Source organism: Alistipes sp. CAG:268 (genome assembly GCA_000434235.1).
GTDB classification, from domain to species: Bacteria; Bacteroidota; Bacteroidia; order Bacteroidales; family Rikenellaceae; genus Alistipes; species Alistipes avistercoris.
Genome location: FR891980.1, coordinates 55,696 through 69,621, shown reverse-complemented (window position 1 = coordinate 69,621; position 13,926 = coordinate 55,696). Strand labels below are relative to the sequence as shown.

The window sequence follows — 13,926 nt, the reverse complement described above, 5'->3', positions numbered from 1 at the left end:
TCGTCGGCCGGCCCTCTTTTTCATTCGAAAAAACGTTTTATCTGTGACATGAAAACACGCACGAAAAGAATCTGGGCGATTGTCGTCTGCGCAGCGGCCCTGCTGGGCTGGGGCGTGCTGCACTTGGCGAACATCAGCCGACGCCTGGCCTCGGAGGGGGTCGAGACCGGTGCTGTGCTGACCTCGTCGTTCACACGCCGCGTGCAGCACGGATCCGGGGCCGGACGTCACCGCAACCGGGCGATCCGCCATGAGGATGTGGGTTATTTCTCCTACACCTATAGCGTCGGTGGTGAGAACTACGAAGGCGAGGTCCGCCGCACGGGTCCGCTCGTCCGGGCCCGGGTGGGCGATTCGGTGCGGGTGCGCTACCTCCCCGATGCCCCCGCACGCCACACGCTGGTGCGCGATGGAGAGGGGAACGTCCGCTTTTCACGGGGCCTGCGCCCCCGACAGGGGCAGCCCCGACGGACGGAATGACCTTCCGCCGGGCGAAAAAACCGCGGAGAAACGCAAATTTCTTGCGCTCGGCTTGTAGAGTGAATTTTTTTTCGTACCTTTGCGCACCCGCAATGTGCGGGAAAGGATTACAACAAGTTAAATTTAAACGTAAAACACAGTGGATTCATTAAGCTACAAGACTATCTCGGTCAATGCATCGACGGTAACCAAGGAGTGGGTTGTCATCGACGCTACGAACGAGGTATTGGGACGTCTTGCTTCGCAGATCGCCAAGATCCTCCGCGGCAAGAACAAGCCCAGCTACACGCCCCACGTAGACTGCGGTGACTATGTCATCGTCATCAACGCGGAGAAGGTGAAGCTCACGGGCAACAAGATGACCGACAAGGTCTACACGCGTCACACCGGATATCCGGGCGGACAGCGCTACGCTACGCCGGCCGACTATCTGGCCAAGAAACCGACTTTCCTCATCGAGAAAGCCGTCAAGGGCATGCTGCCCAAGACCCGTCTGGGTGACAGACTGCTCATGAACCTGAAGGTTTATGCCGGTGCCGAGCATCCGCACGCCGCCCAGAACCCGAAGACCATTAAGTTAAACGAGATTAAGTAAGAGTTATGGAAGTTGTAAACACCGTAGGTCGTCGTAAGGCCGCTGTGGCTCGCGTATTCGTGAAGCCGGGTAAGGGTCAGATTACAATCAACCACAAGGAGCTTGCAGCCTATTTCCCGCTCGAGATTCTCCAGTTCCAGGTAAAGCAGCCGCTGCTGGCTACCAACACTGCCGAGAGCTACGACATCACGATCAACCTCGACGGAGGTGGTATCAAGGGACAGGCTGAGGCCGCTCGTCTGGGCATCGCACGTGCACTGTGCGAGATCGACGCCGAGATGCGTCCGGTGCTGAAGAAGGCCGGATTCCTCACGCGTGATCCCCGCGAGGTTGAGCGTAAGAAGCCCGGTCAGCCCGGAGCACGTCGCAAGTTCCAGTTCAGCAAGCGTTAATCGCACGACCGGATTTCGGCAAGCACGGCGTCGGTTCCAAATCGGAAGGACTACCTATATTATATATTGCGTATTACCGCCCGGTTGCCGCGCCGCGGAAAACTCCCCGGGACCGGAGCCCCCGCTACCCGGAGGGTTGAAGAAAAGAGAATTAAAATTAACAAACGAAACCAATCAAAATGTCACGTACAGATTTTAATACATTATTGGAAGCCGGTGCGCACTTCGGTCACCTGAAGCGCAAATGGAACCCCAAAATGGCTCCGTACATCTTCATGGAGAAGAACGGCATCCACATCATCGACCTGCACAAGACCGTGCTGAAGATCGACGAGGCAGCCGCTGCCATCAAGCAGATTGCCAAGAGCGGCCGCCGCGTGCTGTTCGTCGCCACGAAGAAGCAGGCCAAGGAAATCGTTGCCGAAAAGGTGGCAGCCGTCGGAATGCCCTACGTTACCGAGCGCTGGGCCGGCGGTATGCTGACAAACTTCCCCACCATACGCAAGGCCGTCAAGAAGATGGCCACCATCGACAAGATGACGAACGACGGTACGTTCGACAACTTCTCGAAGCGTGAGAAACTCCAGATCGCCCGTCAGCGTGCGAAACTCGAGAAGAACCTCGGTTCGATCGCCGACCTGACGCGTCTCCCGGCCGCACTGTTCGTTGTGGACGTGCAGAAGGAGGCCAACGCCGTGAAGGAGGCCAAGCGCCTGAGCATCCCCGTATTTGCCATGGTAGACACTTGTTGTGATCCGACCGACATTGATTACGTTATACCTGCAAATGACGATGCCGCGAAGTCGATCGCCGTGGTCGTAGAGGCCATGTGCGCCGCCATCGCCGAGGGAACGGAGGAGCGCAAGCTCGAGAAGGAGAAGGAGGCCCAGGAGGCTGAGGCCGAAGGTGCCGTGAAGAAGGAGGGCAAGCCCCGCATCAAGAAGGCCGTGAAGGCCTCCGTCGATGCTGAGGAGGCTGCCGTTGCCGAGGTTGTTGCCGCTGTCGAGACTCCGTTCGAGGAGCCGGGAGCCGTAGCTGCCGAGCAGGCCGAATAACCAACTGCCGGACAACGCGTCGGGATCCCGTCGGGGGTTCCGGCGCGATTCCGGTAAACCAACCGAGTAAATAACGAAAAAAACGATACAAGACTATGGAAATCAAAGCTGCTGATGTGATGAAGCTCCGCAAGATGACCGGCGCCGGCATGATGGACTGCAAGAAGGCCCTCATGGAGGCTGAAGGTGATTATGCGCGTGCTCAGGACATTATCCGCGAGAAGGGTAAGCTCGTGGTTGCCAAGCGTGCCGACCGTACCGCCACCGAGGGTGTGGTCGTTACGAAGATCGTCGGCCAGAAGGCTTACATCCTCTGCCTTGCCTGCGAGACCGACTTCGTAGCCCAGAACGCCGAGTATACGGCTTCGGCCAACGCCATGCTCGATGTCGCCGTGAAGAACGACGCCGCCGACCGCGATGCGCTGATGGCCACGAAGAACGACGAGGGTCGCACGGTCGAGGAGATGGTGACCGAGAAGTCGGGCCAGACGGGTGAGAAGATCGAGCTGGCCTACTACGCCCGCATCGAGGCTCCCTATTGCGCCGCTTACGTTCACTTCAACAAGAAGCTCGGCACGGTGCTCGGCTTCAACAAGGAGGTCCCCGCCGAGGTTGCCCACACGGTAGCCATGCAGGCTACGGCCATGGCTCCGGTTTCGATCTCGGAGGCTGACTGCCCCGCCGAGGTGATCGAGCACGAGCGCAAGATCGCCGTGGAGGCCATGAAGCAGGATCCGAAGAACGCCAACAAGCCCGAGGCCATTCTGGAGAAGATCGCCGAGGGCAAGATGCGCAAGTTCTTCGAGGAGAACACGCTGCTCAACCAGGCTGTGGTAGGCGAGAAGGAGACGATCGCCGAGTTCATCCACAAGGCTGACAAGGAGGCAACGGTTATCGCCTACAAGCGTTTCGCTCTGGGCGAGTAGTTTCCGCCGGGTCGCAGGATCCGGAATACGTTCCAGACAGCGGGCGTCCGATCGAATCGGACGCCCGTTCTCTTTTCTGCCGTATGCCTGTTCGGCCGCCGGCCGCTCTGCGCAAGGGACCGGCCGGAACTTGCGGCGTGCGACAGGTAGCGTGTCGCGAATGGCCCGAGTCTGTCGGGGCGGGGGAAAGGTCCTCGGCATGCGGTTCAGGGGGCAGGCCCCGGCGGCAGACTCGGTGGCGGAGATGCGGCGCAGAAGGCGCGGAGCTTCGGATCATTTGTCGGGGAGGCTGCCGAAGATCGTCCGGCAGGCAAGACGCGCTGCCTCCGCGTCGGGTCGGCAGGCGAGATGGTAGACAGGCACCTGCGCGATGAGTTGCGAGAGTATCCGGCAGAGCGTTGCCAGCAGCCTCTCATCGCGGGCGAAGGAGGGCGGCGCCGAGGGGAGCAGGGCTCCGGCGGCTTCGAGCGGGCGGAGCGGGCGGATGATATTCCGGGGTCCCTGCTCAAGCCGGACGATCGCGGCGATCGGCAGCCGCAGCGGCCGGTAACAGGGGCTTTTCCCGCTCCAGGGCGATCCGTAGACCAGCGGTGCGCCGGCCGGCTGGAGCCGGATGAAGGGGCTGTCGTCGTTGAGCAGTTCGGTTGCGGCCATGTGCCGGCACCACAGCCGGGCATGCGTGCTTTTCCCGGTCCCCGACTCCCCGAGGAAGAGCACGCCCTGCCCGCGATGGCTGATCGCTGCGGCGTGCAGCGACACGACCCCGTGTCCAAGGCCCGCCGCGTTGCAGAGCAGCCACAGCCCGAAGCGCAGTTGCGACGGCTGCCGGTCGGGGCGACAGTCGGTGCAGGCTTCACGGCCTCCGTCCGGCAGCCGGAAGCGGACGGAAACCTCCTGCAGGCCGTACAGCTCCAGCTGAATCCCTCCGCTCCAGCGGATGAAGCGGCATTCGGTCGTCGTGTCGATGCACGGGAAACGGTCCTGACAGCATCCCTCCGGCACGTCGGCGATTTGCCGGGCGGTGTGCAGCAGCAGTGCCGGGGTCCCGTTTTCGGGCTCGGCAAAGGGCGAGAAGGCAGGGTGAAGGGGGCCGGGAAGGCACTCCCCGGGGATGCGGATGCGGAGGTCGGCAATACGGTAGTCCATCGGGTCGTCGGTCTGCATCGGAGGCCCGCCCGTTACTGCGATCCGCCTGATAAGAGCCGGCCGTATCTCCGCCGGGGCTCCGGACCTTCGGCCGGTCCGCCTGAGCGGTGAATTACCCCTCGACCCGTTCGATGCGGCCGAGTTTCACATACCACAGATACCCCTCGACGGGGTCGTAGCCCATTTCGGCGAGCAGGCGGAGGTATTCGGCCACCTGCCGGCGGTGGCGGTCGGCGTCGAGCGCTCCGAATTTGTAGTCTACCACCACAACCCGCGTGCCACGGATCATCACCCGGTCGGGACGTCGTGTCGAGGCGCTTCCCGGAACGATGATCTCCTGCTCGTTGCGGATGCGCTGCCACGAGCCGTCGAACCATTCGCGCACCTCGGGGAGCTCGAACGCCCGGTCGATCCGCTGCCGCAGCCGTGCGGCGTCCTCTTCGGAGAGGATGCCGTCGGCCTGCATGTGTGCCACGGCCTCGCGGACCTGCGCGACGTCATCGGCCTGCTCAAAGGCGCGGTGCATCAGGATGCCCAGGTTGCGCGGGGCGAGTTCCGGCTTGCCGCCCTCCTCGAAGTAGCGCTGCGAGGGGAGCCGCAGCTTCAGTGCCGGGCGCGCCGTGGGGTACTCTTCGAGTACGACGTGTTCCGCATCGGACTCCTTGCGTCCTCCGGCCACGGGGCCCTCGAACGAGCCGAAGAGGTAGTGGTCGCCCCGCTCGTCCGTGAGGCAGCGCCCTTCGGTCTCTCCGATGAAGACCTGTCCCTCGCTGCCCGGGCGGAGGCTGCCGAGCAGCAGCGCCCCGACCGTGTGCCCCGTCTTCCGGGGAATGAATACGTGCAGCGACTCGGCGGCGCGCGTCAGGGCCACGTAGAGCAGATTGACGTTGTCCACATGGGCATAGACCAGCTCGCGGTAGTATTCGGCCGAAAAGCCCGATTCGGCCATCGAACGTTTGTAGCGGACCGGGAAGCGGCCGATGGCCTCGGCCTCCCCGTCGCCGCGGGCCTCGGCCCAGACGATGTTCTGCACGCCGCCCGACTTCGGGTCGAGCTGCCACGAGCAGTAGGGGATGATCACGGCCCGCTTCTCGAGCCCCTTGGCCTTGTGGATCGTGGTGATCTCGACCGTCGAAGCGCTCTGCTCGACGCTCAGCGAGCGGTTCTGTCCCTGTTCGTCCCACCAGCGCAGGAACAGGGCGATGTCGGCGATCTTCGACGAGCAGAAGGCGATCACCTGCTCGTGCAGTGCCTGCAGGTAGGCGATCTGGCTGCGGTCGCTGCGCAGGTCGAACCGCATAACGATACGCTCGAAGGCCTCCTCGGGTGATTCGAGGCGGATCGAGTGGAAGAACTCCCGTTCGTCGTCCGACAGCGGGGCGTCGAACGGCCGGCCGAGGTAGTGGTTGCAGACGGCGCGGCTCAGGCGGTCGTCGGTGTTGAGCGCCAGACGGAGCGCCGCGGCCACGAACGAACTGATCGGGGCGCTGCCCACGATGAGCGCCTCCTGCGTCATGACATCGAAACGGTAGCGCGCCTCGGTGTTGCGCTGCTTGAAGTCGAGCAGCGCTGCGGCAACCTTCGCGCCGTCCGTGGCGCTCCGCACGAGGATCATGATGTCCGACGGGCGGAATCCGCGGTCGATCAGCGCACAGATGCGTTCGACGACGGGCGGTTCGCAATCGAACGTCTCGATCGAGACATAGCCTCCGTGTTCCGCCTTGCGGCGGGGCAGCTGCGCCTGGTCGCGGTAGGCGTCGGCCAGCGTGTCGTGCAGGCGGGCGGCCTCCGCACGGTCGATGTCGCCCCGTTCGGCCGCCTCGCCGAGCAGCCGGTTGAGCTCCCGGTTGTCCGTCGCGACGATGCTGTCGATCGCCGCGTTGTTGAAGGCCACGACCGTCGGCAGGCTGCGCCAGTTCTCGCGGAGCACCTCCACCCGGGTGTTTTCCCTGCCGAGGTCGCCGGCGGCCCGCTCGTGCAGCAGCCGCCAGTCGCCGCCGCGCCAGCGGTAGATCGACTGCTTGATGTCGCCCACGATGAGTACCGACTCCTCCCCGGACTGGGACATGGCGTTCTGCAGCAGCGGGAGGAAGTTCTCCCATTCACGGGCCGAGGTGTCCTGGAACTCGTCGATCATGAAGCGCTCGAAGCGGTTGCCCACCTTTTCGTAGATGAACGGCGCATCGTTGCGCCCGATGAACTCCGAGAGCAGGTATTTCGTTTCCGAAAGCAGCAGCGTGTTCTGCTCGGCACAGAGCCGCTGCACACGGGCGTAGAGGTCCGACAGCAGGGCGAAGCTGCGGTAGTTCTCGCGCAGCAGGTCGCACGTGTTCCAGTGGCGGACGTTGCGGTCGTAGAGGTCGCAGAGCCGCTGCAGCAGGGGACGCAGTTGCGGCACGAGCCGCTCGGCCGGCGATCCCTTGGCACACCACCCCTCGGGCGATGCCGCCCGCTTGCGGAGCGTGTCGGTCGGTGCCTTCACCTCGCCGCCGGCCACCGCGAAGAAATACCCGGCGAAACTGCGGCTCTTGCCCGCGAAGTCGGCTGCGGTAAGCCCCGCGCCCTCGATCGCCTCCACCGCCTCACGGGCCGTCCGGCGCAGCTCCTCGCGTGCCGCCATCGCACGGGCCGTGGCCTGGGCCACCAGACGCCCGAGTTCCTCCTTTGCGGGTGCGGCCGCGAGTGTCGCCTTGTTCTTCTCCTTGAAGAGTTCGCCCGCGAGCGAGAGGATGCCGTCGCGGACGTCCCACTTGCGCCCCTCGTCGATACGCTCCTGCACGAATTCGGTGAGCCAGCGCTGCAGCGACTCGTCCACGGCGATCTCGTCGATGAGCGTGTCGGCACTTTTGGAGAGCACCGATGCGGTTTCGATCTCGACGTTGTAGTTCAGGTCGAGCCCCAGTTCCTTGATGAAGGCGCGCAGGATACGCTGGAAGAAGGTGTCGATCGTCAGTACGGTGAAGCGCGAGTAGTCGTGGAGTATCTTCGATCGGACCTCGGCCGCCCGCTTGCGGACGCTCCGTTCGTCGAGCCGCAGTTCGTCGCACAGTTGCGAGAGGTAGGAACTCGGGGCCCCCGAGGCGAGGGTGTGGATCTCCTTCAGGATGCGCGACTTCATCTCCTCGGTGGCCTTGTTGGTGAAGGTCACGGCCAGGATGTGGCGGTAGAGATGGGGATGGTCGATGACGTCGCGGACGTATTTGTAGGCCAGCTGATAGGTCTTTCCCGACCCGGCGCTTGCGTTCAGAATCTTCGCTCTCACTCCTCGAAATTTCGTTTTTGGTGAGTAAATGTACGAAACAAATCCCGAACTTCGCAATATTTTTGTATTTTAGCCGGACTGAAACCGACGAAACGAAATTGCAACGAATATGAAGAGACTGATCTTTGCCGCATTCGTGCTGGCCGCGCTGGCCGCCGGATCGCCCGCGGCCGTACACGCCGCCGACAACAATCCCGCAACCTTCTGCCCTGCAGCCGGGGCAACGGAGCTCATGCAGCCGGCCGACAGCCTGTTGGCCGGTTCCGGAAGCCAGTGGCTGCCGGTCTTTACGGCCGTCGAGATCGCCGCTCCGGCCGATGTTCTCCTCGTGCAGGTGCCCGATACCGAGGCCCCGAAGATCGTCTACGACACGAAGGGCTCCACGATGACCAAGTTCCGGGCCGAGGTGCGCGACGGCGTGCTGCGCATCTCCGAGCGGCGCGACTCGCGGCGTGCGGAGCGGACGGCCGTGACGGTCTATTACAACACGCTGCAGAAACTCACCGTGCAGGAGGCTTCGGTGTCGTTCGACGCGCCGTTCCGTGCGACGCTCTTCGACCTGGTGCTGGGCAGTTCGGCACAGCTCAAGGCTACGCTCGACGTGGCCGACCTCTCGCTCGAACTCACAGGCAGCAATACCGTGGCTACGCTCACCGGCAAGGCCCGCTACATGCGCGTCTACGCTTCGGGCGGACGGGTCGGTGCGGCCGAGCTGGAGACGATGTCGGCCGAGGCCAATGCCACGGGGTCGTCGCGCGTCGTGCTGCAGGTGACCGACCGCCTGGAGGCAAAAACCTCGACGGGCGGCGTGGTGACCTACAAGGGTAATCCGGCCGTCGTGCGTACCGACGAGAAGTTCATGGGCGGCAGCATCGCCCACGAGGAGTAGGGGCGGCCTTGGCCGGAGCCCCGGCTCCCGGCTGCGTGAGGCTCCTTGGCCGCATCTTGCGGGGCGTCAGGCCCCGCGCCTAATCGAACCATCGGATGATGAAGACCTTTCTGGGCGAAGTCGCCGCTGATCTCTATGCCCGCTATGGCGAGGCCCTTTCCGAGCGTGCCGTGCTCTTTCCGTCGCGGCGCGCCCGGCTCTTTTTCGTCGATGCCCTCGCGCGGATCGCGAACCGGCCGATGTGGCAGCCCGCATGGGTGACCATCGACGACCTGATGACCGAGATCTCGGGCCTGCGGTGCGGTGACCGCCTGCGGCTGATCACCGAGCTCTACCGTATCTATTCGGAGTACCACGACGAGCCGTTCGACCGGTTCTACTTCTGGGGCGACATGCTGCTCACGGACTTCGACACGGTGGACAAATACCTGATCGACGCCTCGATGCTCTTCCGCAACATCGAGGATATCAAGGAGATCGAGGCCGATATCTCCTACCTGACGCCGTCCCAGCTGCGGATCATCGCCTTCTGGACGTCGCTCGGCGAGGAGGCCGACCTCTCGGAGGAGAAGCGCCGTTTCCTGGCCATCTGGCGGACGCTCGGCCCGATCTACCGCCGCTTCCGCGAGCGGCTCGCCGCATTGGGCATCGCCTACAACGGCATGGTGCAGCGTGCCGCCGCCGAGCGTATCCGCGAGGGGGCGTTCTCGTTCGACGGGCCGCGCCGCTTCGTGGTGGCTGGGTTCAACGCCCTGTCGGAGTGCGAGAAGCGGCTTTTCAAGTTCCTTTCGACCGCTGCCGAGACCGACTTCTACTGGGACTACGACTCCTACTACAGGGATCGCCCCGAGCAGGAGGCGGGCATGTTCGTGCGCGAGAACATCGTGCAGTTCCCGCCGCGGGCCGAACTCTCACACGACAACATGGCCTCGGTGGGGAAGGAGATGACTGCGGTGGCCGCCGTTTCGAACGCCGTGCAGTGCAAGTACGTCGCCACGATCCTCCGCTCGCTGGCTGCCCGCGGGGAGCTGGGCAAGGAGACCGCCGTGGTGCTCACCGACGAGAACCTGCTGCTGCCGTTGCTGCACGCCCTGCCGCCCGAGATCGGGCACGTGAACGTCACGATGGGCTACCCGCTGCGCGCCAGCCTGGCCTACACGTTCGTCGAGCGCCTGCTCGAACTGCAGGCCCACCGGAGGCGCCGCGGCGAGGGCTGGACCTTCTACCATACCGATGTCACGGGCCTGCTGTCCCATCCCTACGTGGCCGGCTGCGACGTCGAGCTGACACGCCGCCTCGAGGAGGAGATCGTGCAGGAGCGGCGCATCGCCGTCGATGGCGCCTGGCTCGGCCGCAACGAACTGCTGCGCACGATCTTCGTCCCGGCAGCCGACTGGCGGGCCCTCGCCGTGTGGCTCTCCGCCGTTGTCGCGGCCGTGGCGCGCCTTCCCTACGAGGGCGACGACGCCCGGCAGCGCGTGGAGTTCCTCGCCGTGATCGCCGAGGAACTCGAACGGCTGCGCAATTCGCTGGACGAATGTGCGATCGACCCGACGCCCGAGATCTTCGCCTCGCTGCTGCGCCGCCACCTCCAGACGCTGCGCATCCCCTATGAGGGCGAACCGCTCGAGGGGGTGCAAGTGATGGGTATCCTCGAAACGCGCAACCTCGACTTCGAGAACGTCGTGATCCTCTCGATGACCGACGACAACTTCCCGGGCAACCACATGGCCCAGTCGTCGTTCATCCCCTACAACCTGCGGGCGGCCTATGCGCTGCCGACACCCGAACACCACGAGGGGGTCTACGCCTACTATTTCTACCGCCTGATCCAGCGTGCCAGCCGCGTGTGGATGCTCTACTGCGCCCATGCCGACGACAAATCGACCGGCGAACCGAGCCGCTACATCCGCCAGATCGAGTACGAGAGCGGCTTCCCGCTGCGCCGCATCGAGGTGGGCGTGGATGTGAACCTGGCCGGTTCGACCCCCATCGAGGTGGCCAAGGACGAGGGGGTGATGCGCCGCCTGCTGCGCTTCACCGATCCCGGGAGCGATGCGTCGCTCTCTCCGACGGCCTTCTTCCGCTACGTCGCCTGCCCGCTGCGCTTCTATTTCCACTCCGTGGCGCGGCTCGACTCCGACGACGAGATCTCCGAGGAGGTCGATGCCCCGATGTTCGGAACGATTCTCCATGCCGCTGTCCAGCGGCTCTATGCCCGTATCGAGGGCGAAGCGCACCCGGGCGGGACGCTCCGGGCACTGGTCCGCACGGGCGAGGTCCCCGCGGCGGTCGAGGCGGCCATCAACGAGCATTACCTCCGGGACCCGAAGGCCACGACGGCCGACTATACGGGCAACCTGTTGCTGGTCAAGGATATCGTGACGCGCTACCTCCGGGGCGGCGTGATGGCCTACGATGCGGCGCACGACGGCTTCACGGTCGTCGGGCTGGAGCGGCGCGTGGGGTGCGGCTTTGCGTTCGGATCGGCCGGCCGGCAGCTCACCATGCGCTTCTCGGGCATCGCCGACCGCATCGACCGTCTCGACGACGGCTCGCTGCGCGTGGTCGATTACAAGACCGGTGCGGCCCATCTCGAATTCGACGGGCTGGAGAAACTCTTCCGGGGCGAGGGCAGGCAGCGGCTGTCGAATATCCTCCAGACGCTGCTCTATGCCCTGATGCTCCGCCGCACGGAGGGTTGCGACGCCGTGCCGGCACTCTACTACGTGCGGGCGATGAACCGCCCGGACTATTCGCCGCAGCTCATCGACCGCGAACTTGGCCTCCGGGGAGCCCCCTATTCGCACTACGCCGCACGCTTCGAGGAACTCGTCGGCGAGACGCTCGGAGAGCTCTACGACCCTGCCGTCCCGTTCCGCCAGTGCGCCGATGCGGACACCTGCGCCTTCTGCGACTTCAACGTCATCTGCAGGCGGTAGCCGCTCCCGCCGGAAATACGACGCCCCGCGATCCCTGAGGATTGCGGGGCGTTTTTCGAGGGGGCTTCGGCGCCTTGCGGCGGCTACCACCAGTTGTTCTCCTTCATGAGCGGGAGGATGAGCCAGATAAAGAGCCCGAGCAGGACGACCGACATGACGAGCATGTAGAATCCGTGGATCAGCAGCGCCTTGAACGAGGTCTTGACCCATCCGTCGCCGTAGACGCGGTGGAAGACGCAGACCATGTGCAGCAGGTAGAAGCCCAGCAGCAGGAGGGCATAGCAGCCCGGCCGGTCGATCCACTGTGCGCCGAGCAGCGTGATGAAGACCAGGATGAGCTGTACGGAGTGCAGGTGCAGCGCCGTGACGAAGTGGCCCATGTAGAACATCTTCCGCCGATGGAAGAAGATCTTGAGCAGCAGGGCGAAGAACGGGATGAACAGCAGCAGGATCACGGGCAGCCACTTCGAGAACCAGCCGATGATGTGCGCGTAGACCATCTCGCGGCGGAGGTCCTGGGCCTCGCTGTCCTGTTTGGTGGATTCCGGGCGCAGGGGACTGCTGCTGCTCCAGTGGATCGAGTCGCCGGGCGCGGAGACCAGATAACCCTCCTCGAGCAGAAATCCCGGGATGCGCACCTGCAGCGTGTCGCGCCCCGGACGGTCGATCACCCCGGCGATCGACTCCAACCCCCGGAACTCTTCGCGCGCCCCGGCCACCCAGACGGTCGTGTCCTTCCGCAGCAGGTCGTAGTCCTCGTCATCCCCCTGGCTGACCTGGAGCGCCCGCAGCACGTCGGGATCGCGCAATTCCGAGAGCTGCTTTTCCCGGGGTCCCAACGCTATATCGACATTCTCGGGGATGAAGAGCGCCACGGCCAGGAAGAAGAGTGCCGAGATGAACATGAACAGCCGCAGCGGGTGGACATAGGAATTGATCTTTCCGGCGATGAACTCGAGGGTCAGTATGCCCGGGCGGCGGAAAAGGAGCCAGAGGGTCTGCCACACCTTGCTGTCGAACTGGTAGACGTTCTCGAAATATTGTTTGAAGTATTTCCAGAAGGGTTGCTCCGGATCGAGCGCATACTGTCCGCAGCGGTGGCAGTACATGCCCCGGAGCGTCTCTCCGCAGTTCTTGCAGTGGACATATGCCGGCACCGAATGGCGGCGTATGCGCCGCAGGCGGTTGTATTCGATCCGGCGCGCCAGGGCTCTGCGCCGCTGCTCGATCCCATCGCGCAGCGATGTACGGAGGCTCTTCGCCGTGCAGCCGGGTGCGGTGTCGGCCGGTACAGCGGGTGACTCCTCCTCCTTTCGGCCCGTGCCTTCCGCATCGGATGCGTCGGATGCGGATGCTGTCCCGGGTGTCTGCGGGTTGCCGGGTGCGGATGCGGCCGCAGGATCCGTTCTGTTCATGCTGCACTCCGCGGCGGGGGTGTTCGCTGTGCGCGCGGCCTCTTCGTGGGTGGTGCTCTCGGTGGATTTCATTTCGGACGATCGGAAAAGGTAATCGGGGACAAAGATACGATTTTTCGGGATTTTGCAATTCCGAAAATCGTGTTATCTTTGTAAGCGGCATTCGACATAAAAGAGAACCGACCATGAAGACAAGACGTTTCTGGAGCCTGTGCCTGATCCTGTCGGCACTGCTCCTCGGATCCTGCGCCGTACATCGGCCTCCCGGTCCCCGTCCGCCCCGTCCGCCGCACGAGGCTCCGCCTCCTCCGCACCACGGTCCGAAGCGACCGGGCAAGAAACACAAGAAACCAAAACCGCCCAAGCCGCCGCGGCATGACGACCGCCCGGACCGGTGGTGACGCATTTCGGGCCGGGACCGCACGACTGCGGTGGTTCCGGTTCTCTTTTTCGGGGAATGCTTCGGGGTGAGACCGCCCCTGCGGCGGAGGCCGTTGCGTGTGTTACAGCCTGACGACGAAATAGGAGGCTCCGCTGCGGCGTGCCGCCTCGATGCCGATCTCGGAGTCCTCGAAGATGAGTGTCTCGCGCGGGGTGACCCCCTCGCGGCGCATTGCCTCGAGGAAACAGTCGGGGTGGGGTTTGCTGCGGGTGATCTCGTGGCCGGAGAGGATTCCGTCCACGCCGTCGCGGATGCCGAGGTGGTGCATGACGTGCTCGATGTTCTCGCGGCTGCCCGTCGAGACGATCCACACGCGGCCGCCTTGGGCGCGGAACTGCTGGCAGAACTCCCACAGCGGGCGGTTCAGGCGCGCGGAGTCGAA

The 13,926-nt window shown here is 64.1% G+C and carries 11 protein-coding genes; 7 read left to right on the top strand and 4 right to left on the bottom strand.

From position 1 onward, the window contains the following. The first annotated feature begins 48 nt into the window (after nucleotides 1–48). From QZL63_RS03050 to tsf, 5 genes are all read left to right on the top strand, one after another. Nucleotides 49–480, top strand: a complete 432-nt coding sequence (locus QZL63_RS03050; protein WP_022307863.1) for a DUF3592 domain-containing protein — start codon at nucleotides 49–51, stop codon at nucleotides 478–480. A 139-nt stretch (nucleotides 481–619) separates the two neighbouring features. After that, complete coding sequence (gene rplM / locus QZL63_RS03045; RefSeq protein ID WP_022307862.1) at nucleotides 620–1,075, top strand: 50S ribosomal protein L13; 456 nt, start codon at nucleotides 620–622, stop codon at nucleotides 1,073–1,075. Nucleotides 1,076–1,080: 5 nt separating this feature from the next. Beyond that, a complete protein-coding gene (rpsI, locus tag QZL63_RS03040; RefSeq protein ID WP_022307861.1) occupies nucleotides 1,081–1,467 on the top strand; it encodes a 30S ribosomal protein S9 in 387 nt (128 codons plus the stop codon). Nucleotides 1,468–1,646: 179 nt separating this feature from the next. Continuing rightward, complete coding sequence (rpsB, locus tag QZL63_RS03035) at nucleotides 1,647–2,522, top strand: 30S ribosomal protein S2 (RefSeq protein ID WP_022307860.1); 876 nt, start codon at nucleotides 1,647–1,649, stop codon at nucleotides 2,520–2,522. Between the two features lie 95 nt (nucleotides 2,523–2,617). After that, a complete protein-coding gene (gene tsf, locus QZL63_RS03030) occupies nucleotides 2,618–3,448 on the top strand; it encodes a translation elongation factor Ts (protein WP_022307859.1) in 831 nt (276 codons plus the stop codon). 273 nt (nucleotides 3,449–3,721) lie between these two features. Here tsf and QZL63_RS03025 read toward each other — a convergent pair whose 3' ends face one another. Together QZL63_RS03025 and QZL63_RS03020 are read right to left on the bottom strand one after the other, a co-directional pair. Continuing rightward, nucleotides 3,722–4,612 carry a hypothetical protein gene (locus tag QZL63_RS03025; RefSeq protein ID WP_022307858.1) on the bottom strand — a complete coding sequence of 297 codons (891 nt, stop codon included), beginning with the start codon at nucleotides 4,610–4,612 and terminating at the stop codon, nucleotides 3,722–3,724. 94 nt (nucleotides 4,613–4,706) lie between these two features. Further along, on the bottom strand, nucleotides 4,707–7,856 hold the full coding sequence (locus QZL63_RS03020) for a UvrD-helicase domain-containing protein (protein WP_022307857.1): 3,150 nt from the start codon (nucleotides 7,854–7,856) through the stop codon (nucleotides 4,707–4,709). A gap of 109 nt (nucleotides 7,857–7,965) precedes the next feature. Here QZL63_RS03020 and QZL63_RS03015 point away from each other — a divergent pair, with 109 nt between their 5' ends. Both QZL63_RS03015 and QZL63_RS03010 read left to right on the top strand, forming a co-directional pair. Continuing rightward, nucleotides 7,966–8,745, top strand: coding sequence for a head GIN domain-containing protein (locus QZL63_RS03015; protein ID WP_022307856.1), 780 nt, complete (start codon nucleotides 7,966–7,968; stop codon nucleotides 8,743–8,745). 98 nt (nucleotides 8,746–8,843) lie between these two features. Continuing rightward, nucleotides 8,844–11,687, top strand: coding sequence for a PD-(D/E)XK nuclease family protein (locus QZL63_RS03010; RefSeq protein ID WP_022307855.1), 2,844 nt, complete (start codon nucleotides 8,844–8,846; stop codon nucleotides 11,685–11,687). 83 nt (nucleotides 11,688–11,770) lie between these two features. On the opposite strand, the gene QZL63_RS03005 is transcribed toward QZL63_RS03010, so the two are convergent. Both QZL63_RS03005 and QZL63_RS03000 read right to left on the bottom strand, forming a co-directional pair. Next, on the bottom strand, nucleotides 11,771–13,174 hold the full coding sequence (locus tag QZL63_RS03005) for a DUF3667 domain-containing protein (protein ID WP_022307854.1): 1,404 nt from the start codon (nucleotides 13,172–13,174) through the stop codon (nucleotides 11,771–11,773). Nucleotides 13,175–13,605: 431 nt separating this feature from the next. Then, a partial coding sequence (locus QZL63_RS03000) for an HAD family hydrolase (protein ID WP_290585808.1) occupies nucleotides 13,606–13,926 on the bottom strand: 321 nt, incomplete at its 5' end.